The sequence below is a fragment of the Pseudomonas sp. YuFO8 genome (assembly GCF_035065025.1).
GTDB classification, from domain to species: domain Bacteria; phylum Pseudomonadota; class Gammaproteobacteria; order Pseudomonadales; family Pseudomonadaceae; genus Aquipseudomonas; species Aquipseudomonas putida_AE.
Genome location: NZ_JAXDEQ010000040.1, coordinates 34,773 through 56,320, shown reverse-complemented (window position 1 = coordinate 56,320; position 21,548 = coordinate 34,773). Strand labels below are relative to the sequence as shown.

General features: G+C 61.2%; 19 protein-coding genes, 2 tRNA genes and 1 pseudogene. 5 read left to right on the top strand and 17 right to left on the bottom strand.

Going from position 1 to position 21,548, the window contains the following annotated elements; all coding sequences use genetic code 11:
• Positions 1-69: 69 nt before the first annotated feature.
• The 5 genes from SOP95_RS25960 to rluD form a co-directional block, all read right to left on the bottom strand.
• Positions 70-146, bottom strand: a tRNA-Pro gene (locus SOP95_RS25960).
• A gap of 9 nt (positions 147-155) precedes the next feature.
• A tRNA-Asn gene (locus SOP95_RS25955) sits at positions 156-231 on the bottom strand.
• Positions 232-530: 299 nt separating this feature from the next.
• Entirely contained in the window at positions 531-3,095 is a 2,565-nt protein-coding gene (clpB, locus tag SOP95_RS25950; protein ID WP_274074553.1) for an ATP-dependent chaperone ClpB, read from the bottom strand.
• A 130-nt stretch (positions 3,096-3,225) separates the two neighbouring features.
• Complete coding sequence (pgeF, locus tag SOP95_RS25945) at positions 3,226-3,951, bottom strand: peptidoglycan editing factor PgeF (protein ID WP_323608775.1); 726 nt, start codon at positions 3,949-3,951, stop codon at positions 3,226-3,228.
• Positions 3,948-4,910 carry a 23S rRNA pseudouridine(1911/1915/1917) synthase RluD gene (gene rluD / locus SOP95_RS25940; RefSeq protein WP_274074551.1) on the bottom strand — a complete coding sequence of 321 codons (963 nt, stop codon included), beginning with the start codon at positions 4,908-4,910 and terminating at the stop codon, positions 3,948-3,950. Before rluD ends, pgeF begins: the two co-directional genes overlap by 4 nt.
• Positions 4,911-5,061: 151 nt before the next feature.
• On the opposite strand from rluD, the gene SOP95_RS25935 reads away from it, so the two are divergent.
• From SOP95_RS25935 to SOP95_RS25920, 4 genes are all read left to right on the top strand, one after another.
• A complete protein-coding gene (locus SOP95_RS25935; RefSeq protein ID WP_274074550.1) occupies positions 5,062-6,084 on the top strand; it encodes an outer membrane protein assembly factor BamD in 1,023 nt (340 codons plus the stop codon).
• Positions 6,085-6,220: 136 nt separating this feature from the next.
• Positions 6,221-6,454, top strand: a complete 234-nt coding sequence (locus tag SOP95_RS25930) for a PP0621 family protein (protein WP_274074549.1) — start codon at positions 6,221-6,223, stop codon at positions 6,452-6,454.
• The gene (locus SOP95_RS25925) at positions 6,444-8,033 is read left to right on the top strand and encodes a sensor histidine kinase (protein WP_323608774.1); all 1,590 of its coding nucleotides are present in this window, start codon (positions 6,444-6,446) and stop codon (positions 8,031-8,033) included. The genes SOP95_RS25930 and SOP95_RS25925 overlap by 11 nt, the downstream gene beginning before the upstream one ends.
• Before the next feature lie 2 nt (positions 8,034-8,035).
• Positions 8,036-9,367, top strand: coding sequence for a sigma-54-dependent transcriptional regulator (locus SOP95_RS25920; protein WP_323608773.1), 1,332 nt, complete (start codon positions 8,036-8,038; stop codon positions 9,365-9,367).
• A 96-nt stretch (positions 9,368-9,463) separates the two neighbouring features.
• On the opposite strand, the gene thiO is transcribed toward SOP95_RS25920, so the two are convergent.
• From thiO to SOP95_RS25885, 7 genes and pseudogenes are all read right to left on the bottom strand, one after another.
• Positions 9,464-10,564, bottom strand: coding sequence for a glycine oxidase ThiO (gene thiO / locus SOP95_RS25915; protein ID WP_323608772.1), 1,101 nt, complete (start codon positions 10,562-10,564; stop codon positions 9,464-9,466).
• A 54-nt stretch (positions 10,565-10,618) separates the two neighbouring features.
• On the bottom strand, positions 10,619-11,020 hold the full coding sequence (locus SOP95_RS25910; protein WP_323608770.1) for a type IV pilin protein: 402 nt from the start codon (positions 11,018-11,020) through the stop codon (positions 10,619-10,621).
• Between the two features lie 14 nt (positions 11,021-11,034).
• A pseudogene (locus tag SOP95_RS25905) lies at positions 11,035-12,864 on the bottom strand (pilus assembly protein); the annotation flags it as partial.
• Between the two features lie 97 nt (positions 12,865-12,961).
• The gene (locus SOP95_RS25900; protein ID WP_323608768.1) at positions 12,962-13,432 is read right to left on the bottom strand and encodes a pilus assembly PilX family protein; all 471 of its coding nucleotides are present in this window, start codon (positions 13,430-13,432) and stop codon (positions 12,962-12,964) included.
• 11 nt (positions 13,433-13,443) lie between these two features.
• Positions 13,444-14,157 carry a PilW family protein gene (locus tag SOP95_RS25895; RefSeq protein ID WP_274074542.1) on the bottom strand — a complete coding sequence of 238 codons (714 nt, stop codon included), beginning with the start codon at positions 14,155-14,157 and terminating at the stop codon, positions 13,444-13,446.
• Entirely contained in the window at positions 14,154-14,603 is a 450-nt protein-coding gene (pilV, locus tag SOP95_RS25890) for a type IV pilus modification protein PilV (RefSeq protein ID WP_274074541.1), read from the bottom strand. The genes SOP95_RS25895 and pilV overlap by 4 nt, the downstream gene beginning before the upstream one ends.
• Complete coding sequence (locus tag SOP95_RS25885; protein WP_323608766.1) at positions 14,600-15,073, bottom strand: GspH/FimT family pseudopilin; 474 nt, start codon at positions 15,071-15,073, stop codon at positions 14,600-14,602. The genes pilV and SOP95_RS25885 overlap by 4 nt, the downstream gene beginning before the upstream one ends.
• An 85-nt stretch (positions 15,074-15,158) precedes the next feature.
• Here SOP95_RS25885 and SOP95_RS25880 point away from each other — a divergent pair, with 85 nt between their 5' ends.
• Positions 15,159-15,671: a GspH/FimT family pseudopilin gene (locus tag SOP95_RS25880; RefSeq protein ID WP_323608765.1), complete on the top strand. Its 513-nt coding sequence runs from the start codon at positions 15,159-15,161 to the stop codon at positions 15,669-15,671.
• 4 nt (positions 15,672-15,675) lie between these two features.
• On the opposite strand, the gene ispH is transcribed toward SOP95_RS25880, so the two are convergent.
• From ispH to ribF, 5 genes are all read right to left on the bottom strand, one after another.
• Positions 15,676-16,623: a 4-hydroxy-3-methylbut-2-enyl diphosphate reductase gene (gene ispH / locus SOP95_RS25875; RefSeq protein WP_046815712.1), complete on the bottom strand. Its 948-nt coding sequence runs from the start codon at positions 16,621-16,623 to the stop codon at positions 15,676-15,678.
• Positions 16,624-16,772: 149 nt separating this feature from the next.
• Entirely contained in the window at positions 16,773-17,210 is a 438-nt protein-coding gene (gene fkpB / locus SOP95_RS25870) for an FKBP-type peptidyl-prolyl cis-trans isomerase (protein WP_274074607.1), read from the bottom strand.
• A gap of 7 nt (positions 17,211-17,217) precedes the next feature.
• Positions 17,218-17,745 (bottom strand): signal peptidase II, encoded by a 528-nt coding sequence (gene lspA, locus SOP95_RS25865; protein ID WP_323608764.1) that lies wholly within the window; start codon positions 17,743-17,745, stop codon positions 17,218-17,220.
• Entirely contained in the window at positions 17,738-20,569 is a 2,832-nt protein-coding gene (ileS, locus tag SOP95_RS25860; RefSeq protein WP_274074536.1) for an isoleucine--tRNA ligase, read from the bottom strand. The genes lspA and ileS overlap by 8 nt, the downstream gene beginning before the upstream one ends.
• The gene (gene ribF, locus SOP95_RS25855; RefSeq protein WP_046815716.1) at positions 20,570-21,520 is read right to left on the bottom strand and encodes a bifunctional riboflavin kinase/FAD synthetase; all 951 of its coding nucleotides are present in this window, start codon (positions 21,518-21,520) and stop codon (positions 20,570-20,572) included.
• Positions 21,521-21,548 lie beyond the last annotated feature (28 nt).

Here is a 21,548-nt window from a genome sequence, read left to right as displayed (position 1 = left end):
TGGGATTCGAACCTACGACCAATTGGTTAAAAGCCAACTGCTCTACCAACTGAGCTAACGACCCAAAAATGGTCGGGGTAAGGGGATTCGAACTCCTGACATCCTGCTCCCAAAGCAGGCGCGCTACCGGACTGCGCTATACCCCGGCTTGAAATTGGCTCCGTGACCAGGACTCGAACCTGGGACCCAATGATTAACAGTCATTTGCTCTACCGACTGAGCTATCACGGAACTACACATTTCAATTTACAACTTTGTAGCTTTACTGCATTCTCTTCGACCCGTTCGCATCGCTGCGTTCGTGTGTCTGAGGCGCGCTATTCTACAATCTTCAGCACCTCTGTCAACCCCCTAATTTGCATTCAAGTTAATGATTTGCAACTTATTTTAGATTCCTGCCTGAAGCAGAAACCCTGGCGGGTGACTTACTGCGGGGCGCACTTTACAAGCCTTTTCCTTAGAGTTCAACAGCCTGAATGAAAAAAAGGCCTCGTTGTGCGAGGCCTTTTCGATTTTGCTGCGGTTACGGATCAGACGAAGACGATTTCGTCGTTTTCCACCACGCCCTGAGCGGTGTCACCCGGCATGAATCGACCGGAAAGGATCAACTGCGCCAGCGGGTTCTCGATCCAGCGCTGTATGGCCCTCTTGAGCGGCCGTGCGCCGTACACAGGGTCGTAGCCGACCGCGATCAGCTTATCCATGGCCTCTGGGCTCAGTTCCAGCTTCAGCTCCCGCTCGGTCAGGCGACTGCGCAGGCGACCCAACTGGATCTCGGTGATGCCAGCAATCTGATCCCGCGCCAAAGGCTCGAAGATCACCACTTCGTCGACCCGGTTGATGAACTCCGGCCGGAAGTGGCTGGAAATCGCATCCATCACCGCCGCGCGCTGCGCCTCACGATCACCCACCAATTCCTGGATCTGCACCGAACCCAGGTTGGAGGTCATGACAATCACGGTGTTCTTGAAGTCCACCGTACGGCCATGGCTGTCGGTCAAGCGACCGTCTTCCAGCACCTGCAGCAGGATGTTGAACACATCCGGGTGCGCCTTCTCGACTTCGTCCATGAGGATCACCGAGTATGGCTTGCGACGCACCGCCTCGGTCAGGTAACCGCCCTCCTCGTAACCGACGTAGCCTGGTGGCGCACCGATCAGGCGAGCCACGGAATGTTTCTCCATGAACTCGGACATGTCGATCCGCACCATCGCCTCTTCGGTATCAAAGAGAAATTCAGCCAGCGCCTTGCACAGCTCGGTTTTACCGACACCGGTCGGGCCGAGGAACATGAACGAGCCGCTCGGGCGATTCGGGTCGGACAACCCGGCGCGGGAACGCCGCACCGCGTTGGACACGGCCACCACCGCTTCGTCCTGGCCGATCACACGCTGGTGCAACAGGCTTTCCATCTTCATCAGTTTTTCGCGCTCGCCTTCGAGCATTTTCGACACGGGAATACCGGTCCACTTCGACACGACTTCGGCGATCTCTTCTTCAGTCACCTTGCTGCGCAGCAACTGGTTTTCAGGTTTTCCATGCTGGTCGACCATTTGCAGGCTGCGCTCCAGGTCCGGGATCACCCCGTACTGCAACTCCGCCATGCGGTTCAGGTCGCCTTTGCGGCGAGCGGCTTCCAGTTCCTGACGGGACTGTTCGATCTTCTGCTGGATTTGCGCAGAACCCTGAACCTCGGCTTTTTCCGAGTTCCAGATTTCTTCCAGGTCCGAGTACTCACGCTCGAGGCGGGCGATTTCTTCCTGGAGTTTTTCCAGGCGTTTCTTCGCTGCGTCGTCGCTTTCTTTCTTCAGCGCCTGGGATTCCACCTTCAGCTGGATCAAACGTCGTTCCAGGCGGTCCAGCACCTCCGGCTTGGAGTCGATCTCCATGCGGATGCGGCTGGCGGCCTCGTCGATCAGGTCGATGGCCTTGTCCGGCAACTGCCGGTCAGTGATATAGCGATGGCTGAGCTTGGCCGCCGCAATGATCGCGCCGTCGGTGATCGCCACCTTGTGGTGGACCTCATAGCGTTCTTTCAGGCCACGCAGGATGGCGATGGTGTCTTCTTCGCTCGGCTCGTCCACCAGCACTTTCTGGAAGCGTCGCTCGAGGGCGGCGTCCTTCTCTATGTATTGACGGTACTCGTTGAGCGTGGTGGCACCGACGCAGTGCAGTTCGCCACGCGCCAGGGCTGGCTTGAGCATGTTGCCCGCATCCATCGAGCCCTCGCCTTTACCGGCGCCGACCATGGTGTGCAGTTCGTCGATGAACAGGATGATCTGCCCTTCCTGCTTCGACAGCTCGTTGAGCAGGGATTTCAGGCGTTCTTCGAACTCACCGCGATACTTGGCACCGGCAATCAATGCCCCCATGTCCAGGGACAACAATCGCTTGCCCTTGAGGCCATCCGGCACTTCGCCATTGATGATGCGCTGGGCCAAGCCTTCGGCGATGGCGGTCTTACCGACGCCAGGCTCACCGATCAGCACCGGGTTGTTCTTGGTGCGGCGTTGCAGCACCTGGATAGTGCGACGAATTTCATCGTCACGGCCGATCACCGGATCGAGCTTGCCCTCCTCGGCACGCTTGGTCAGGTCGACCGTGTACTTATCCAGCGCCTGCCGGGCTTCCTCGTGGTTCGCGTCATTGACTGCCTCACCACCACGGAGGTTGTTGATCGCGTTTTCCAGGGCTTTCTTGCTCACGCCCTGACCGAGCAACAGCTTGCCGATCTTGCTGTTCTCGTCCATCGCGGCGAGCAGCACCAGTTCGCTGGAAATGAACTGGTCGCCCTTTTGCTGGGCCAGGCGATCGGCCTGGTTGAGCAGACGCGCCAGATCCTGCGACATGTTCACGTCGCCGGTCGGATTCTGAATTTTCGGGAGCTGGTCGAGCTCTTTGGTCAGCTCTTTACGCAGGCTGTTGACGTCGAAGCCCACCTGCATCAGCAGGGGCTTGATCGAGCCGCCCTGTTGCTCGAGCAGGGCTTGCATCAAGTGCGCCGGCTCAATGGCCGGATGATCGAGACCGACGGCCAGGGATTGGGCATCGGACAACGCTAACTGCAATTTGCTGGTTAAACGGTCTATACGCATGGGTCACCTTCCTTTTGAGCAGGCCGGACCTATAAAACATCCTGAATGAAGAAACCTGCCAGATACCACAATAGATGCGGTCGATTCTGGGAGTTTCAAGCGTCGAGACGTTGATGCAGGTCAGACAAGTCTAGCGTTCGAGCCAGATCAAGGAGGCAAATCGACCGGTGCGGGACGCACGGCGGTAGGAAAAGAAGCGTGGATCGGTGACGGTGCAGAACCCGCCGCCGTAGACAGCGGTTACACCACGGGCTGCCAGGCGCAAGCGCGCCAGCGTATAGATGTCGGCCATGAACTTGCCGGGGTTTTGACTCGGCGCAAAAGCTTGAGCAGCTTCGGGCAGTTGCTCGACGAAGGTTGCCCGCACTTCCGGGCCGACTTCGAAGGCTTTCGGACCAATGGCCGGGCCAAGCCAGACCAAAACCTCGGCAGGTGGCACGTCCAGGCTGTCGAGGGTCGCTTCCAGCACCCCCGCCGCCAACCCGCGCCAACCGGCATGGGCCGCCGCGACACGCGTACCGGCACGGTCGCAAAACAACGCAGGCAGGCAGTCCGCAGTCATCGCCGCACAGGCAATGCCCGGCGTTGAGGTCCAACTGGCATCGGCAGTGTCCACCCGGCTCGGATCCGCATGCGCCACGACGATGCCGTGGACCTGCTGCAGCCAGGCCGGTTGAATCGAAAAACGATCAGTCAGACGCCGGCGATTTTCGGCGACAGCTTCGGGGCTGTCGTCGACGTGATCACCAAGATTGAGGCTGTCGAACGGCGCCAGGCTGACGCCGCCCGCACGGGTGGTGACACAGGCTTTGACCCCGGCCGGCGCGGGCCAGTCAGGAATCAGCCAGTCACTCATCCGACAAACGCCTCGCGGTCTTGCTTGAGCAGGGTCAGCAACCAGACGAAATCTTCCGGCAACGGCGATTCCCAGCTCATGCGCTCACCGGTGGTCGGGTGATCCAGCTCGAGGAACCGCGCATGCAGCGCCTGACGCGGGAAGTTTTTCAGCGACTCGACCATGGTCGGGTTGGCGGCCGGCGGAATCCGGAAACGACCGCCGTAGGCAGGGTCTCCGACCAACGGGAAGTTAATGTGCGCCATGTGCACGCGAATCTGGTGTGTACGACCGGTTTCCAGCTTCACCCGCACGTGGGTGTGGGAACGGAAACGCTCAAGCACGCGGTAGTGGCTGACGGCCTGCTTACCACCTTCCATCACGGCCATGCGCTGGCGTTGCTGGCCATGACGACCGATCGGCGCATTGATCTTGCCGCCAGCCGTCACCACGCCGATCACGATGCACTCGTAGATCCGGCTGACGCTGCGGCTCTGCAACTGTGTAACCAGCTGCGTCTGCGCCTGAATGGTCTTGGCTACCACCATCAGACCGGTGGTGTCCTTGTCCAGGCGATGCACGATACCGGCGCGGGGCACATTGATGATGTCCGGCACGTGGTGCAGCAAGGCGTTGAGCAAGGTGCCATCAGCGTGGCCAGCAGCCGGGTGAACCACCAGGCCCGCAGGCTTGTTGATCACCAGGATGTCGTCGTCTTCATAGACGATGTCCAGGGCGATGTCTTGAGCGACCCATTCGCCCTGAGCTTCCTGCTCGGCAGTGAGTTCAAGAATGGCGCCACCGTGAACGATGTCTCGCGGGCGGACAACCGCCCCATCCACAGTCAGGCGGCCGTCTTTGATCCAGGCGGAAAGGCGCGAGCGCGAGTGCTCAGCGAATAATTGTGCGGCGACTTGATCGAGGCGTTGGCCGCCCAATTCGGACGGCACCTCTGCGCTAAGTTCAATTTTATCGGACATGCTCGGACTAGGCGTCGGCACAGCCTTTGGTTTCGGCTGCGCGCTTGTGGTTAAATACGGCGTCTTTTGCCCCGAGGCTATTCAACGGGGCGCTCATCATAACAGGACGGCCTCGCCCAAGACAGCGGCCGTCATAGGGACGCAAGCCGCCATGCAAGTGAAACACCTGCTGCTGATCGCCATCCTCGCATTGACCGCTGCTTGCTCTTCGAAGGAAGTCGTAGACGAAAACCTGAGCGAAGTCGAGTTGTACCAACAGGCTCAAGCCGATCTGGACAATAATAGCTACACCAGCGCCACTGCCAAGCTGAAGGCTCTGGAATCGCGCTATCCGTTCGGCCGTTATGCCGATCAGGCCCAGTTGGAGCTGATCTACGCCAACTACAAGAACGCCGAACCGGAAGCCGCCAAGGCCGCTGCCGAGCGCTTCATTCGCCTGCACCCACAGCACCCGAACGTCGATTACGCCTACTACCTCAAGGGCCTGACGTCTTTTGACCAGGACGTTGGCCTGCTCTCGCGCTTCCTGCCGCTGGACATGACCAAGCGTGACCCGGGTGCCGCTCGCGACTCCTACAACGAGTTCGCCCAGCTGACCAGCCGCTTCCCCAACAGCCGTTATGCGCCGGACGCCAAGCAGCGCATGATCTACCTGCGCAACCTGCTGGCCGCCTACGAAATCCACGTGGCCGACTATTACCTGACCCGTCAGGCCTACGTCGCCGCCGCGAACCGCGGTCGCTACGTGGTGGAAAACTTCCAGGAAACCCCTGCGGTCGGCGACGGCCTGGCGGTGATGACCGAGGCCTACCAGCGCCTGCACCTGGATGAACTGGCTGCCACCAGCCTCGAAACCCTGAAGCTCAACTACCCGAACCACCCAAGCCTGGTGGACGGTCAGTTCGTGCCATCGGTCGCCGAAGCCGACAACCGTTCGTGGCTGAGCAAGGCCACCCTGGGCCTGATCGAATCCCGTCCGCCGCTGCCGCCGGGAGAAACCCGCGCCAACCAGGACGTGCAGAAGCAGTTCCAGGATGCCAAGGACGCGATTCCGAGCGAGCTCAAGCCTAAAGACGGCAACGGCGATGTGATCGAGGAAGAGGATCACGAGGCCGAGGGCAACAACGAAGACCGCTCGTGGTTCAGCTACATGACCTTCGGCGTGTTCGACTGATACGACCGGCGGTACAGAAAGGGAGACGCTCGAGTCTCCCTTTTTTATTGCGCCGTTTTTATGCCGCGCGAATACGCTGTGCGCCTGTCATGTCCTTGGCTAAACTGGCGGCTCATCCGTCATAAAGCAGCTCACCATGCTTCGTTTACTATTCTGGATCGCAGTGATTGCCGCCGCTGTCTGGTTCTGGCGCAAGTACAAGCGCCAGGTCTCTGCACCCAAGTCCTCCGCCGAGCTGGAAGCGGCGCCCATGGTCCGCTGCGCCCATTGCGGCGTGCACCTGCCCCGCGACCGTGCGCTGAGCCTTCAACAACAGTGGTATTGCAGCCAGGCTCACCTTGAGCAAGGCCCAGGCTCCAGTGATCGCTGAGACGACCAGTCCCGGCGACAAACAGGCCCAGCGACTGCTGCGCCTCTATCACCTCTACCGCCTGAGCATCGGCATCACCCTGGTGCTGCTGATTTCCAGCAACCTGGACTACCGGTTGCTGACGTCCGCCAATGACGACCTGCTGCGCTACGCCAGCGGGTTGTACCTGGTGCTGAACATCCTGCTGGTGGTCTTCTTCGCAAACACCCGCCGTCCAACACAACTGCTCAGCCTGGCGCTGGTCGATGTCCTGCTGCTTTGCGTGTTGTTCTACGCCGGTGGCGGTGTGGCCAGCGCCATCGGCAACTTGTTGATCGTCTCGGTGGCCATCAGCAATACCTTGTTGCGAGGACGCATCGGCTTGCTGATCGCCGCCATCAGCGCACTTGGCATCCTGGGTTCGAGTTTCCTGCTGAATCTCAGCCATCCCGCCAGCCCCAACGATTACTTGCAGATCGGCACGCTCGGCGCCCTGTGTTTTGCCGCGTCACTGCTGGTGCAAGGCCTGGTCCGACGGCTGGAAGTCAGCGAAACCCTGGCAGAACAGAAAACCAGCGAAGTCATCGGCCTGGAAGCCCTCAATGCCCTGATCCTGCAACGCATGCGTACTGGCATTCTGGTGTTTGACGACCAATGGCGCGTGCAACTGGCCAATCACAGTGCGTTGGCCCTGCTGGGCTGCGAGCGTCTCGAAGGCCGGCGGATCGACGAACAGGCCCCCGCCCTGGTCGAACGTCTGCAACTGTGGATCAACAACCCGACGCTGCGCCCGCATAGCCTGAAAATCCCCGGCAGCGGCCTTGAACTGCAGCCGAGCTTCATTGCCCTGGCTCCTGGCCCGCATCAGCAGATCCTGGTCTTTCTCGAAGACCTCGCCCAGGTCACCCAGCAGGCTCAACAACTGAAACTCGCCGCCCTCGGCCGCCTGACCGCCGGTGTCGCCCATGAAATCCGCAATCCGTTAGGCGCCATCAGTCACGCCGCGCAGCTATTGCGCGAATCGGAGGAACTGAATGGCGCGGATCGACGTCTGACGCAGATTATTCAAGACCACTCTCAGCGAATGAATCGGGTAATCGAAAACGTCCTGCAACTGTCCCGTCGCCAGCAAACCGTGGCGCAACGACTCGACCTGAAGCCGTGGCTGGAGCAGTTCGTGACACAAACCCGCGAGCAGGCGACCGAGCGCCAGAAGATCCATCTACGCATGGCTTGCGGTGACTTCAGTACCTTGATGGACCCGAACCAGCTGGAGCAGATTCTCGACAACCTGATCCGCAATGCATGGCGCCATAGCGCCCTGAACCACGACCAGGCGCAGGTCTGGCTTGAGTTGTTCATCGACCCTGAGAGTCAGCTGCCGATCCTCGAAATCCTCGACGACGGACCCGGGGTGGCCCCGGACCATCAAGCGCAATTGTTCGAGCCTTTCTTCACCACCAGCCACCAGGGCACGGGCCTGGGCCTTTATCTGTCCCGCGAGCTGTGCGAAAGCAACCAGGCCCGCCTGGACTTCAAATCACGCCAGGGCGGCGGCTGCTTTCGCATTACCTTTGCTCACGGATGCAAACAAGGTTGAACATGAGCCCACGGCAAAAAGTCCTGATCGTCGACGACGAGCCGGACATCCGCGAACTCCTGGAAATCACCCTGGGACGGATGAGACTCGATACCTACAGCGCACGCAACGCTGGCGAGGCGTTGATCCTGCTCCAGCGCGAGGCGTTCGACCTGTGCCTGACCGACATGCGCTTGCCCGACGGCAGCGGCCTGGAGCTGGTGCAACACATCCAGCAACGCTACCCGCAAGTCCCGGTGGCCATGATCACGGCCTATGGCAGCCTCGACACGGCGATCAATGCGCTGAAGGCCGGTGCGTTCGATTTCCTGACCAAACCGGTGGACCTGACCCGCCTTCGGGAACTGGTGACCAGTGCCTTGCTGCTGCCCGCCCCTGGCTCCGCCATCGATCGTCGTTTGCTGGGTGACTCACCGCCCATGCGCGATCTGCGCAAACAGATCGACAAGCTGGCCCGTAGCCAGGCACCGGTGTACATCAGTGGCGAGTCCGGCAGCGGCAAGGAACGGGTCGCCCGCCTTATTCATGAGCGAGGACCACGGGCCAGCCAACCCTTTGTCCCGGTCAATTGCGGTGCGATTCCGACCGAGCTGATGGAGAGCGAGTTTTTCGGCCATCGAAAAGGCAGCTTCAGCGGCGCCATCGAAGATAAACCGGGACTGTTCCAGGCGGCCCACGGCGGCACCCTGTTCCTCGACGAAGTGGCAGACCTGCCTTTGCCGATGCAGGTCAAACTGTTGCGGGCCATCCAGGAGAAAGCAGTACGCAGCGTCGGTGGGCAACAGGAAGTGGTGGTCGATGTGCGCATCCTTTGCGCCACCCACAAAGACCTTGGCGCCGAAGTCGCTGCCGAACGTTTTCGCCAGGACCTGTACTACCGCCTGAACGTGATCGAGCTGCGGGTTCCGCCGTTGCGCGAACGCCGTGACGACATCGAGCCCCTGGCCAGCCATGTGCTCAAGCGCCTGGCTGCAGACACCGGGCAGCCCGCGGCAACACTCCACCCGAATGCCCTCGAGGTCCTGAAAAGCTACCGTTTCCCGGGCAATGTGCGCGAACTTGAGAACATGCTCGAACGGGCTCACACGTTATGCGACAACCAGCAGATCGAGCCCAGCGACCTGCGCCTGGCCGAAGGCAACTGTGCCGCCGAAGCGGGTGTGCCGGACCTTACGCAGATCGATAACCTGGAAGCGTACCTGGAAAACGTTGAGCGCCAGTTGCTTTTGCAGGCGCTGGAAGAGACCCGCTGGAACCGCACGGCGGCGGCTCAGCGGTTGAATCTGTCATTCAGATCGATGCGCTACAGGCTCAAGAAACTCGGTTTGGATTGACGGCCTCAAAAGATCGCAGCCTGCGGCAGCTCCTACAGGAGGGGTACGCATTTCTCCTGTAGGAGCTGCCGCAGGCTGCGATCTTTTGATCTTGTTTCAAATCCGCCCGGCTGGCGCATACGGCGCAGGATCGATGATCGGTGCCCTGCCCAGCATCACATCGGCAAACAACTGACACGACGCCGGTGCCAACACCAACCCGTTGCGGTAATGCCCGCAATTGAGCCAAAGCCCCTCAAAACCCGGCACCTGGCCAATATAGGGAATGCCCTCCGGCGAGCCTGGCCGCAACCCGGCCCAATGCCCCACCACCTCGGCATCGGCCAACGCCGGAATCAATTCGATAGCCGAGGCCTTGAGGCTTTCGAGTGCCGATTCGGTCGGCGTCTTGTCGTAGCCTTCATGCTCCAGGGTACTGCCAATCAGGATGTGACCATCGCGGCGCGGAATCGCATAGCGCCCCTTGGCCAGCACCATGCTTGGCAGGAAGTCCGCCGCGCACTTGTAGAGGATCATCTGCCCTTTCACCGGTTCGACCGGCAATTCAAGGCCCAGGCTCTTGAGCAGATCGCCGCTCCAGGCACCAGCGGTGAGGACCACTTGGTCGCCATGGATCGCGCCGGTGGAGGTCTGCACACCGACTATTTTTTCGTCCTGCCGAATAAACCCGCTGACTTCGCACTGCTCATGGATCGTCACGTTCGGCAGCGCCTGCAAGGCCGCCTTGAGCGACTTCACCAGCCGTGGATTGCGCACGTTGGCCACGTCGGCCATGTAGATCGCCCGGGAAAAACCACCGCCCAGCACCGGCACCGCATCGTGGGCCGCCGAAATATCCACAGCCCGCAGCGGCCGGCCCTCGCGCGCGGCCCAGGCCAGCGCCTCGGCCTCATCGTCCAGGTCAAGCCAGTACAGGCCTGTGGTATGCACCTCGGGATCAATGCCGGTGGCCGCAAACAAGCGCTCGCCCAGCTGTGGATAAAAATCCTGGGACCAATGCGCCAGCGCGGTCACCGCCGGGCTGTAGCGCCATGGATAGAGCGGCGAAACGATGCCACCACCGGCCCAGGACGATTCCTGGCCGACATTCGAGCGGTCCAGCAGCACCACACTCTGCACCTGGGACGCGAGATTGAATGCCGTCAGCAGCCCAATTACCCCACCACCGACGATCACCACTTGCTGTTGCCTGGTCATGTTCTGATCCAACCGTTCAATAGACAGAGGCGCAAAGGGCGCCCGAAAAGGAACTCAGCGACCCCAGCAATCCTTGGTGGTCAGGCCGTCCGCCGCATTGACCATGCTTCTGACACCGGTGTTGGTGAGCGTGAAGTCACCACACTTGTCAGCGGCCATGGCGGCATCGCTCTTGCGGGTTGCCGTCAGCATGAACGTCTGGTCCGTCAGGGTCGGTGTGATGCTGTAGTAATCGTTGCCGGCGCTAAGATCGGTGGCATTGGTGTAGACGTTATTCTTCGAATAGTAGCGCTCGAGGATCTGCGCCTGTTCCGAGAGCAGGCCGGCGACTTCGGTGCGACGCCCCTTGTTCACGTACTCGGTGAGGCTCGGATAGCCAATGGTGATGACGATCCCGATGATCGCAATCACGATCATGATTTCGATCAGGGTAAAACCGCGGTTGGAACTGCGCATGCCTCAATTCTCACTTACTGTATTTGTCGCCACATGATGCGACGGCTGCCGCCGCCGGATTTTTCCACCAGCGTGGAGATACCGCCACTGGAATCGTTCACGATCTTGCGCGTCGCGCCATTGACGATGGCGTTCAGGGTCGGCATCCCGCCGGTAAAGACCACGCCGCTGGACAGCGTGTCGGTGCTGTCGACCACGGCGTCGCCGTTGGTGTCGAGCACCGCGTAATTGAGCATCTTACCGCTGAACGCATCGAGTTCGATCAGTTTGCCGCTGCCAAAGCTGGCGCAAGGGTCGGTGGTATCCACGCTGGCCGTGGTAAAGACGATCCGACCGAGCACCAGGCTGGCCTGGTTGATCACCCGCTCACCGGTCAGCGCGCTGTTATACACCAGCGGCAAATACCAGCCCTTTTGCGTCGGGTAGGTGACCTCGTGCTGGCTGGTGGTGATGGACTGCGCCGACACCCCGGTCACTGCCTGGGCCTGCAGGCTGGAGGTAGTGATCTGCCCCGAGCCGCCCTGCGCGTCCCACACCGCGTAGAACGCCTGCAGGTCTTTGTTGGTCCTGTCCGCTGTCTCGTTGAATTTGCCGGTGCCGAAAAACACCATTGTTCCACCCTGGGCGCTGTCCGCCAGTAATGGCTGCGCGGTGATGGGCTGGGTAGCGCCGCCGGCGGTGGTGAACAAAGGCTTGCCGGCAAATGCGAGGCCCCAGGCGTTCGGGGTGGTGCCACTGAGGTCGAACTTCCAGAGCCGCCCCTTGAGGTCACCGCCATAGGCAGCCTGTACCACATTCTGCGAGTTCACCTTGAGTTTCACCGAAGACAAGCCGTTAGTGGTCTCGCTGCTGTCGATCACGATTTTCCTGATCAGGCTGCCGTCGCGAATATCCACCACGTACAACGCCGCCACCCCGGAGTAACTGCCATAGCCATTGGCAATGAACGCCGCCCAGCGCCCATCCGCCAAGCGTGCCACCTCCGGACGGGCGTAGGCATAACCCAGGTCATTAAAAGCGTTCGCCGCATTGGCAGTGTCCGGCGCGCTGATTTCCCACAGGGCCTTGGTCACATTCCCCGCCGATGCGTCGAACAGTTGCAGCGCATAGAAGGTTCGCCCGCCCGCGCCCGTTCCGCCCAGGGCGAGGGTCTTCCAGGCGCTGTTCAACTGGGCATCGAACACGCCCACCTGCCCATCCACCAGAAACCTGTGGCCAACGCCGTTGATGTAGATGGGATCGGCGATGTAATGCAAGGACGGCAGCACACTGGCGGGCATGTAGGCGTAGCGCCGGGCACCGTTGGCGGTGTTGATGACGCTGACAAAACCGTCGTTGGCGTTGACCACCAGGCTGGCATGCATGTTGGCCGCCTTGGTCGCCAGATAGGTGCTGTAGGAGGTATCCCCCGACCAATCAGCTGCGGTTTTATCCGAAGGCGCCGCCAGGACCAGCGGCGAGTTGACGATATCGCCGAGCAATACACTGCGCACTTTCAGGCCGGCCTTGTTCGCGCCCTTGCTCCATTCCAGCAGATCGCTGCCCGTAATACCGCCAGGCAAGCCCTGGCTGAGCACGCCTTGCTGAGCCGCAGACAAATTGGCAAAGGCCAATGTCACGGCGCTGTGGGTCTGGCTGTTCCACGATTGATAGGCCGGTCCCGTGGCGCCCGGCACGATGGCCGTATCGGTGGACCACAGCACCGAAGAGGTATCGACCGTGCCACTGGCGGTGAAGCCATAGGCCTTGATCGTGCCACGCCAGTCCCTGGGGTCGTAGCTGGTCTGGAAATAGCGGGTGCCGCTGGCGACACCACTGCCGCCGGAGCCGGCCTTGCTGCACAACAAGGGCGAATCCGCAGGCGTGAAGGCATAGGCCGGAGCGGCCAGCAACAAGGCACACATGGCCCCACTCAACCACCGCCAGCGCTGTGAGCGACTTTCAATATTTCGCATAAATGCTCTCCACCACACTGCGTGAACTGCCCGCAATGCCCACGGCGGTGACCCGGTACAGGGTCGCCGAGGTGTTACTCGGCACGTTCACCGCCGCCTTGGTGGTGCCGATGTTCTGCACGCCATAGAAGCCGTTGCCGGACGCGATCCAGGTCACCCCCGAGGTGGAATTGAACCCGGCCGCGGTGAGGCTCGCCGACTCGGCAGGCGGGGCGCACCGGGCAGTGCCGCTGCACACGGGCAACGAGTAACTATCGAGCTGCACCGCGCTTTCACCCACGCGCAATACCGCTTCGGCCAGCTGGAACGACTGATTGCGCAAGCCCAGGCTGCCGGCCATTTTTTCCTGCAGGGTGGCGTTTTGCATCGATGAAATACCGATCAGCGTCAGCAGCAACAGGAACACCAGGCTGACCAGCAGCGCCATGCCGCGCTGGGCACCAGGGGCAACGCTCATCGGCCCGCGCCTCATGGCAAGCGGTTGCGCAAGGCGGCAACCACGTTGAAGGTCTGGTCGCCCACCCGATTGTTCGGGTCGGTGAGGGTCAGGCTCAGGCGTACGCTGCGGATGCGTGCCGGGTCCGACGGGTTGCTGCTGTAACTGGACACTGCCAGATCGGAAGCCGAGCTGGCCAGGCCGAAGCTGACGTCGAAGGCACTGACGTTATCCACCAGTACTTGCTCGAGCGGCTTATCCCTGCCGACGCCCATCTTCAGCTCACCGTTCTTCAAGCTGTAGATCAATCGGCGGATGGGAAATGCCAGTTGCCCCGTAGCAGGTGCTTGCGAGTCGGAATACGCCGTCGCGCTGGTGCGACAATCGGATACCACCGTCCAGGCCGGCGTCCCGCCATTGCTGCCGATGTCCGCCGTGACCAGGGTCAACTTGCGACCGGCGTTGTCCCAACTGATCGGCTTTAGATGGCTGGCATTGAAGTCACGCGCTTTGCTGGCATCGGTGATAGACCCCAGGCAGCCGAACATGCCGACCATGCGGATTTCCTGGATCATTTTGCTCAGCACGAAACGCGCGTCCTCCTGCATGGCCGCCGCGGCGTTCTGGCTGATGTAAGTGTTTTTCGCGGCGATGAATACCTGCACCACGCCCAGCACCACGACCAGGCTCAAGGCCAGGGCGATCAGCAACTCGACCAGGCCGAAGCCGCGACTGAAGCGGCTCATGGCCTCGCCACCGGGTCGACAGTCGCGCGGCTGGTGAGGACGAAACTGCGCCGTGAGTCGGCAGCGTTGGCGGCCCGCGAGTCGTCCCAGGTGATGGTGATGGTGTACACCCGCTGGCTCAGGGAGATGCTGCCGGTCGCCGTTTCGCCACCAAAACCGGCAATGTTACGGGTGAAATCGTAGAGGTCCTGGTCCCGGGCGTCGTTCGGATTGCCCGAGGTTGGCGGTGTAACGGTGTAGTCGGCGGCTGCATTGGCGCGAATGCGGTCCATCATGTCGTAGGCGATGAAGCTGGCCTGACTGGTCATGCGCGCACTGTCGGTGTACTTCAAGGCATTCAATTGAAAGGCGGCCGCGCCCAACAGCCCCACGCCCAGGATCAGCAACGCCACCAGCACTTCGATCAGCGTCATGCCCTCCTGGGCACGCTTGCTCCATGGCCTCATCCGCAACTTCCACCCAATAGAATTCGTCCGTTCAAACACACATTCAGCGTCCTGCTTTGTGTTCCGAGCACATAGCTGATCACCACTGGCATGGAGGGTGATGACAGCCCGCCCAGATTATTGAAATCGATCGCCGTGACATCCGAGGGTAGCGCCAGAGTCGCCCCGCTGCTCATCGGCGGAACAACCCGCAACACATTGGCCGGGGTGCCCGTGCTGTCATAGACCGACAATTCCCCGCTCCACCCGCTCCCTCCCGCCGTGGGTCGCAGCCGAATGGGCACGCCTCGGTCGATGGCTTCCAGTCGGGCGTAGTTCAGGGCACGTCGCAGATCCCCCATCTCGGTGTCGGCCCTGGTGCCTTGTGTCGATCGGATGAACGCCGGAACCGCCAGGGTGATCAGGACCAGGAAGATCGCCAACGCCACCAGCAACTCGATCAGCGTGAAACCTTTTGAACGATGATCCACCGTTGCCCTTGGTTGCCGTCGGCTATACCTGCTTCTACTGGCGCAGGGATCGCGCGAGGCAGCATATTCCAGGGAGGGAGTTTTCATGCGTGAGCAAGGTTTCAGTCTGATCGAATTGCTTATGGGACTCGCGATTGTCGGGATTGTTCTGCTCCTGGTCAGTCCGGCCTTTGCAGGGCTTAAAGAATCGAACCATCGCGAGGAGGCAGCCAAGTCACTCGTCAGCGGTTTGCGCAGTGCAAGAAGCGAAGCGATAGCCCGTGGCCAGGTCGTGGTCATTCACGGCATCGACGACGACTGGAGCCAGGGCTGGCGGATCATTCTGGATGTCAGCGGCAAGGGCCATGAGGACCCCGACAATCCGCTGCTGGTCGAGCGCCGCAGCGGCATGGGCGTGGCGATCATGGGTAATCGGTATATCAAGACAGCCATACGCTTCGGTCCACTGGGTGGGCCGGTAGCCGGGGGATTTCAAGCGGGGACATTGCACGTGTGCGCGGCACGCGAAGCGCAGAGCCAGCACCAGGTGGTACTGGCCTCGAACGGTCGCATCAGCCTGCGCAACGAGCAGGCCGCGCAGGCGTTATGCCCGGGGTGAAGGCTCAGAGCAGCGAACGGACCCGCAGCTCCTTGGGCATGGAGAACGTGATGTTCTCTTCACGACCGGCCAACTCATCGGCACCGGTTGCGCCCCAGGCCTGCAATTGCTGGATCACGCCCCGCACCAGGACTTCCGGAGCGGAAGCGCCGGCGGTGATGCCGATGCGCTCGACACCGTCGAACCAGCTTTTTTCCAGGTCTTCGGCACCATCGATCAGGTAGGCCGGGGTAGACATGCGTTCTGCCAGTTCACGCAGGCGATTGGAGTTGGAGCTGTTCGGACTGCCGACCACCAGCACCACATCGCATTCGTCGGCCAGTTGCTTGACCGCGTCCTGGCGGTTTTGCGTGGCGTAGCAGATGTCGTCCTTGCGCGGGCCGCCAATGGCCGGGAAACGCGTACGCAATGCGTCAATGACGCGACTGGTATCGTCCATGGACAAGGTCGTCTGGGTGACGAACGCCAGTTTTTCCGGGTTGTGCACCTGCAGTTCGGCGACATCCTTTTCGTCTTCGACCAGATAGATCGCACCACCGTTGCTGCCATCGTACTGGCCCATGGTGCCTTCGACTTCCGGGTGACCGGCGTGGCCAATGAGGATGCATTCACGACCGTCGCGGCTGTAACGGGCGACTTCGATGTGCACCTTGGTCACCAGCGGACAGGTGGCGTCGAACACTTTCAGGCCACGGCCGGCGGCTTCGGTACGCACGGCCTGGGACACGCCGTGGGCACTGAAGATCACGATCACGTCGTCCGGCACCTGATCCAGTTCCTCGACGAAGATTGCCCCGCGGTTACGCAGGTCTTCGACGACGAATTTGTTGTGGACCACTTCGTGGCGCACATAGATCGGCGGCCCGAAGACTTCCAGGGCGCGGTTGACGATTTCGATCGCCCGATCCACACCGGCGCAGAAGCCACGGGGGTTGGCGAGTTTGATTTGCATGCTGTGCCTCGTGTCTTGCGCGCGAAAACAATGAAAAACCACTGTAGGAGCGAGCTTGCTCGCGAAAAACTCAGGTACACCGCGCACATTCTATGTTGACGCGGTGCCAATGAGTTCATCGCGAGCAAGCTCGCTCCTACAGAAAGCAGTTACAGCGCTTTGACGGTGATGATTTCCACGTCAAAGGTCAGCGTCTTGCCTGCCAGCGGATGGTTGAAGTCGATGGTCACTTGCGCGTCATCGAACTCTTTCACCACACCCGGCAATTCAGTATTGGCCGCATCGTTGAAGATCACCAGCAAACCGGGTGACAGCTCCATGTCCTGGAACTGCGAACGCGGGATGATCTGCACGTTTTGCGGGTTAGGCTGGCCGAAGGCGTTTTCCGGCTCGATGCTCAGGGTACGCTTGTCGCCCGCCTTGAAACCGAACAGCGCCGCTTCGAAACCTGGGAGCAGGTTGCCATCACCGACCTTGAAGGTCGCCGGGGCCTTGTCGAAGGTGCTGTCCACCGTGTCGCCGTTCTCCAGGCGCAATGCGAAATGCAAGGTGACTTCCGTGTTCTGGCCGATGCGTTGCTCAGCCAATACCTGTTCAGTCATGAACGGCTTCTCCGGTCTTTTTACTTTTGAACATATCCAGTGCCAGCATGACAGCGCCTACAGTGATTGCACTGTCGGCAAAGTTGAACGCCGGGAAATGCCAGCGGTTCTGCCAATGCACCAGGATGAAATCGATCACATGGCCCAGGGCAATGCGGTCATACAGGTTGCCCAGCGCGCCACCGAGCACCAGCGCCAGCGCAACGGCCAGCCAGGTCTCGTTGCGCCCCAGTCGCTTGAGCCACACCACCAGCACCGCACTGACCACTATGGCGATCAGGGCAAACAGCCAGCGTTGCCAGCCGGAGCTGTCAGCCAGGAAGCTGAAGGCCGCGCCGGTGTTGTAGGCCAGGGTCCAGCTGAACAGATCGGGGATCACCACGATCTGCTGGAACATCTCGAGCTTGCCCTCGAAGTAGAATTTGCTGGCCTGGTCGATGACCAGAACCAGCAAGCTCAACCAGAGCCAGCCCAGCCGTCCGAAACGGCCAACTGCATTAGGCCCGGCTGCATTAGGCATAGTGACGAACCTCGCCCGCGCCGCTGATGTTGTCGACGCAACGACCGCAGATTTCCGGGTGCTCCGGATTCACACCGACGTCTTCACGGCAGTGCCAGCAACGGGCGCACTTGGCGAAGGCCGACTTGACGATTTTCAGCTTCAGGCCGCTGACTTCAGTGACTACCGCATCTTCTGGCGCCTTAACAAACGGCGCAACGCTGGCGGTGGAGGTGATCAGCACAAAGCGCAGTTCGTTGCTCAGCTTGGCCAGGTCGGCGCTCAGCGCGTCTTCGGCGAACAGCGTCACTTCGGCCTGCAGGTTGCCACCGACGGCCTTGGCCGCGCGCTGGATTTCCATTTCCTTGTTGACCGCTACCTTCACTTCCATGATGCGGTCCCAGTAGGCGCGACCCAGCTCGAAGCCTTCCGGCAGCTCGGTCAGGCCTTCGTACCAGGTGTTGAGCATCACGGACTCGTTGCGCTCGCCCGGCAGGTACTGCCACAGCTCGTCGGCGGTGAACGCCAGGATCGGCGCGATCCAGCGCACCAGCGCTTCAGAGATGTGGAACAGCGCGGTCTGGCACGAACGACGGGCCTTGCTGTCGGCGCCGGTGGTGTACTGGCGGTCCTTGATGATGTCGAGGTAGAAACCGCCCAGCTCCTGCACGCAGAAGTTGTGGATCTTCGAGTAGACGTTCCAGAAGCGGTATTCGCCGTAGTGTTCTTGCAGCTCGCGTTGCAGCAGCAAGGTGCGGTCCACGGCCCAACGGTCCAGCGCGAGCATTTCTTCGGCCGGCAGCAGGTCGGTGGCCGGGTTGAAGCCGGTCAGGTTCGAGAGCAGGAAACGCGCGGTGTTACGGATACGCCGGTAGGCGTCCGCACTGCGTTGCAGAATCTGCTCGGACACCGCCATTTCGCCCGAGTAGTCGGTCGAAGCAACCCACAGGCGCATGATGTCGGCGCCCAGGGTGTCGTTGACCTTCTGCGGTGCAATGACGTTGCCCAACGACTTGGACATCTTGCGGCCGGACTCGTCGACGGTGAAACCGTGGGTCAGCAGCTCGCGGTACGGCGCGTGGTTGTCGATGGCGCAACCGGTCAGCAGCGACGAGTGGAACCAGCCGCGGTGCTGGTCGGAACCTTCCAGGTACAGGTCGGCACGTGGACCGCTTTCGTGGCCCATCGGGTGCGAACCGCGCAGGACGTGCCAGTGAGTGGTACCCGAGTCGAACCAGACGTCCAAAGTGTCGCTGATCTTGTCGTACTGTGGCGCTTCAGCGCCCAGCAGTTCGGCCGCGTCCAGCTTGAACCAGGCTTCGATGCCTTCGACTTCGACGCGCTTGGCAACTTCTTCCATCAGTTCAACGGTGCGTGGGTGCAGCTCGCCGCTTTCCTTGTTCAGGAAGAACGGGATCGGCACGCCCCAGTTGCGCTGGCGGGAGATGCACCAGTCCGGACGGTTGGCGATCATCGAGTGCAGGCGCGCCTGGCCCCAGGCCGGAACGAACTTGGTGTCTTCGATGGCTTTGAGCGAGCGCACACGCAGGGTGTCGCCCGTGGTCGGCTGCTTGTCCATGCCGATGAACCACTGCGCGGTGGCGCGGTAGATCAGCGGGGTCTTGTGGCGCCAGCAGTGCATGTAGCTGTGTTCGATGACGGTGGTGTGCATCAGCGCACCGACTTCGGTCAGCTTGTCGACGATGGCCGGGTTGGCCTTCCAGATGAACTGGCCGCCGAAGAATTCCAGCGACGGCACGTACACGCCGTTGCTCTGCACCGGATTGAGGATGTCATCGTTGACCATGCCGTATTTCTTGCAGGTCACGAAGTCGTCCACGCCGTAGGCCGGGGCGGAGTGAACCACGCCGGTGCCGGCGCCCAGTTCCACGTAGTCAGCCAGGTACACCGGCGACAGACGGTCGTAGAACGGGTGACGGAAGTTGATCAGTTCCAGTGCGGAACCTGCTGCGGTGGCCAGCACGGTGCCTTCAACGCCGTAACGGGTCAGGCACGATTCGACCAGCTCTTCAGCCAGCACCAGCAGCTTGTCGCCGATGTCGACCAGGGCGTAGTTGAATTCCGGGTGGACGTTAAGCGCCTGGTTGGCCGGGATGGTCCACGGGGTGGTGGTCCAGATCACGATCGAAGCAGGCTTGGCCAACGATGGCAGACCGAAGGCGGCAGCCAGCTTGGCTTCATCGGCAATCGGGAAAGCCACGTCGATGGTCGAGGACTTCTTGTTCTCGTACTCGACTTCCGCTTCGGCCAGGGCCGAACCGCAGTCGAAGCACCAGTTCACCGGCTTCAGGCCCTTGAACACGAACCCGCCCTTGACGATTTCGGCCAGGGCACGGATTTCACCGGCTTCGTTCTTGAAGTCCATGGTCTTGTACGGGTTGGCGAAGTCGCCCAGCACGCCCAGACGGATGAATTCGGACTTCTGCCCTTCGATCTGCTCGGTGGCGTAGGCACGGCACAGTTCGCGGGTCTTGTCCGCGCCCAGGTTCTTGCCGTGGGTCACTTCGACCTTGTGCTCGATCGGCAGGCCATGGCAGTCCCAGCCCGGAACATAAGGCGCGTCGAAGCCCGACAGGGTCTTCGAACGGATGATCATGTCCTTGAGAATCTTGTTCAGTGCGTGACCGATGTGAATCGTGCCGTTGGCGTACGGAGGACCGTCGTGCAGGACGAACTTCGGACGATCCTTGCCAATCTCGCGCAACTTTCCGTACAGGCCAATGCTGTCCCAGCGCTGCAGAATCTGCGGTTCGCGCTGAGGCAGGCCGGCCTTCATTGGGAAGGCGGTGTCCGGAAGGTTTAGCGTGGCTTTATAGTCGGTCATTTAAGGCTCTTCATTAGCGATTGGCGCTAGGTGCGACAGGGCACGGGCGGCGGCGACATCCGCATTGATCGCCGTCTTAAGCGCCTCCAGAGAGGCGAAACGCTGCTCTTCACGCAGCTTGTGGTGGAAAACCACCGTCAAACGCCGGTCATACAGATCGCCGGCAAAATCTAAAAGATGGACTTCGAGGTGGGCTTTGCCATCTCCCTGGACCGTGGGGCGAACGCCGATGTTGGCGACGCCTGGCCAGGTCTTGCCGTCGATGTCGACGTTAACCAGGTAAACCCCGGTCAGCGGCACGCGACGACGCTTGAGTTGAATGTTGGCGGTCGGCGTACCCAGTTGACGCGCCAGCTTCTGGCCGTGCAGCACGCGACCGGCGATCCGGTACGGGCGCCCCAGCAACCGCTCGGCGAGGGCAAAGTCAGCGGCGGCCAGGGCATTACGCACCTGGGTGCTGCTGACGCGAATGCCATCGAGCTCGACGGTCTGCGCCGCTTCCACGGTAAAGCCCTGCATGACGCCGGCCTGTTGCAGGAAATCGAAATCCCCTACCCGGTCACAGCCGAAACGGAAGTCGTCGCCGACTTCAAGGTGCTGAACGCCGAGCCCATCCACCAGGATGGTATCGACGAATTCACTGGCGCTGAGCTTGCTCAGGCGCTGGTTGAAGGCCAGGCACAGGACCCGGTCGACCCCTTCGGCGGCCAGCAGCTGCAGCTTGTCGCGCAACCGGGCCAGACGGGCCGGCGCCGTGTCCGGGGCAAAGAATTCCCGTGGCTGCGGCTCGAAAATCACCACGCAGCTGGGCACGCCCAACTCCAGCGCACGCTCGCGCAGCCGCGCCAGGATAGCCTGGTGGCCACGGTGTACACCGTCAAAGTTGCCAATAGTGGCGACACAGCCCCGATGCTGGGGGCGCAGATTGTGGAGGCCTCGAACCAGCTGCATAACGCGCTTCTTGCTCATAAAGTGGTCG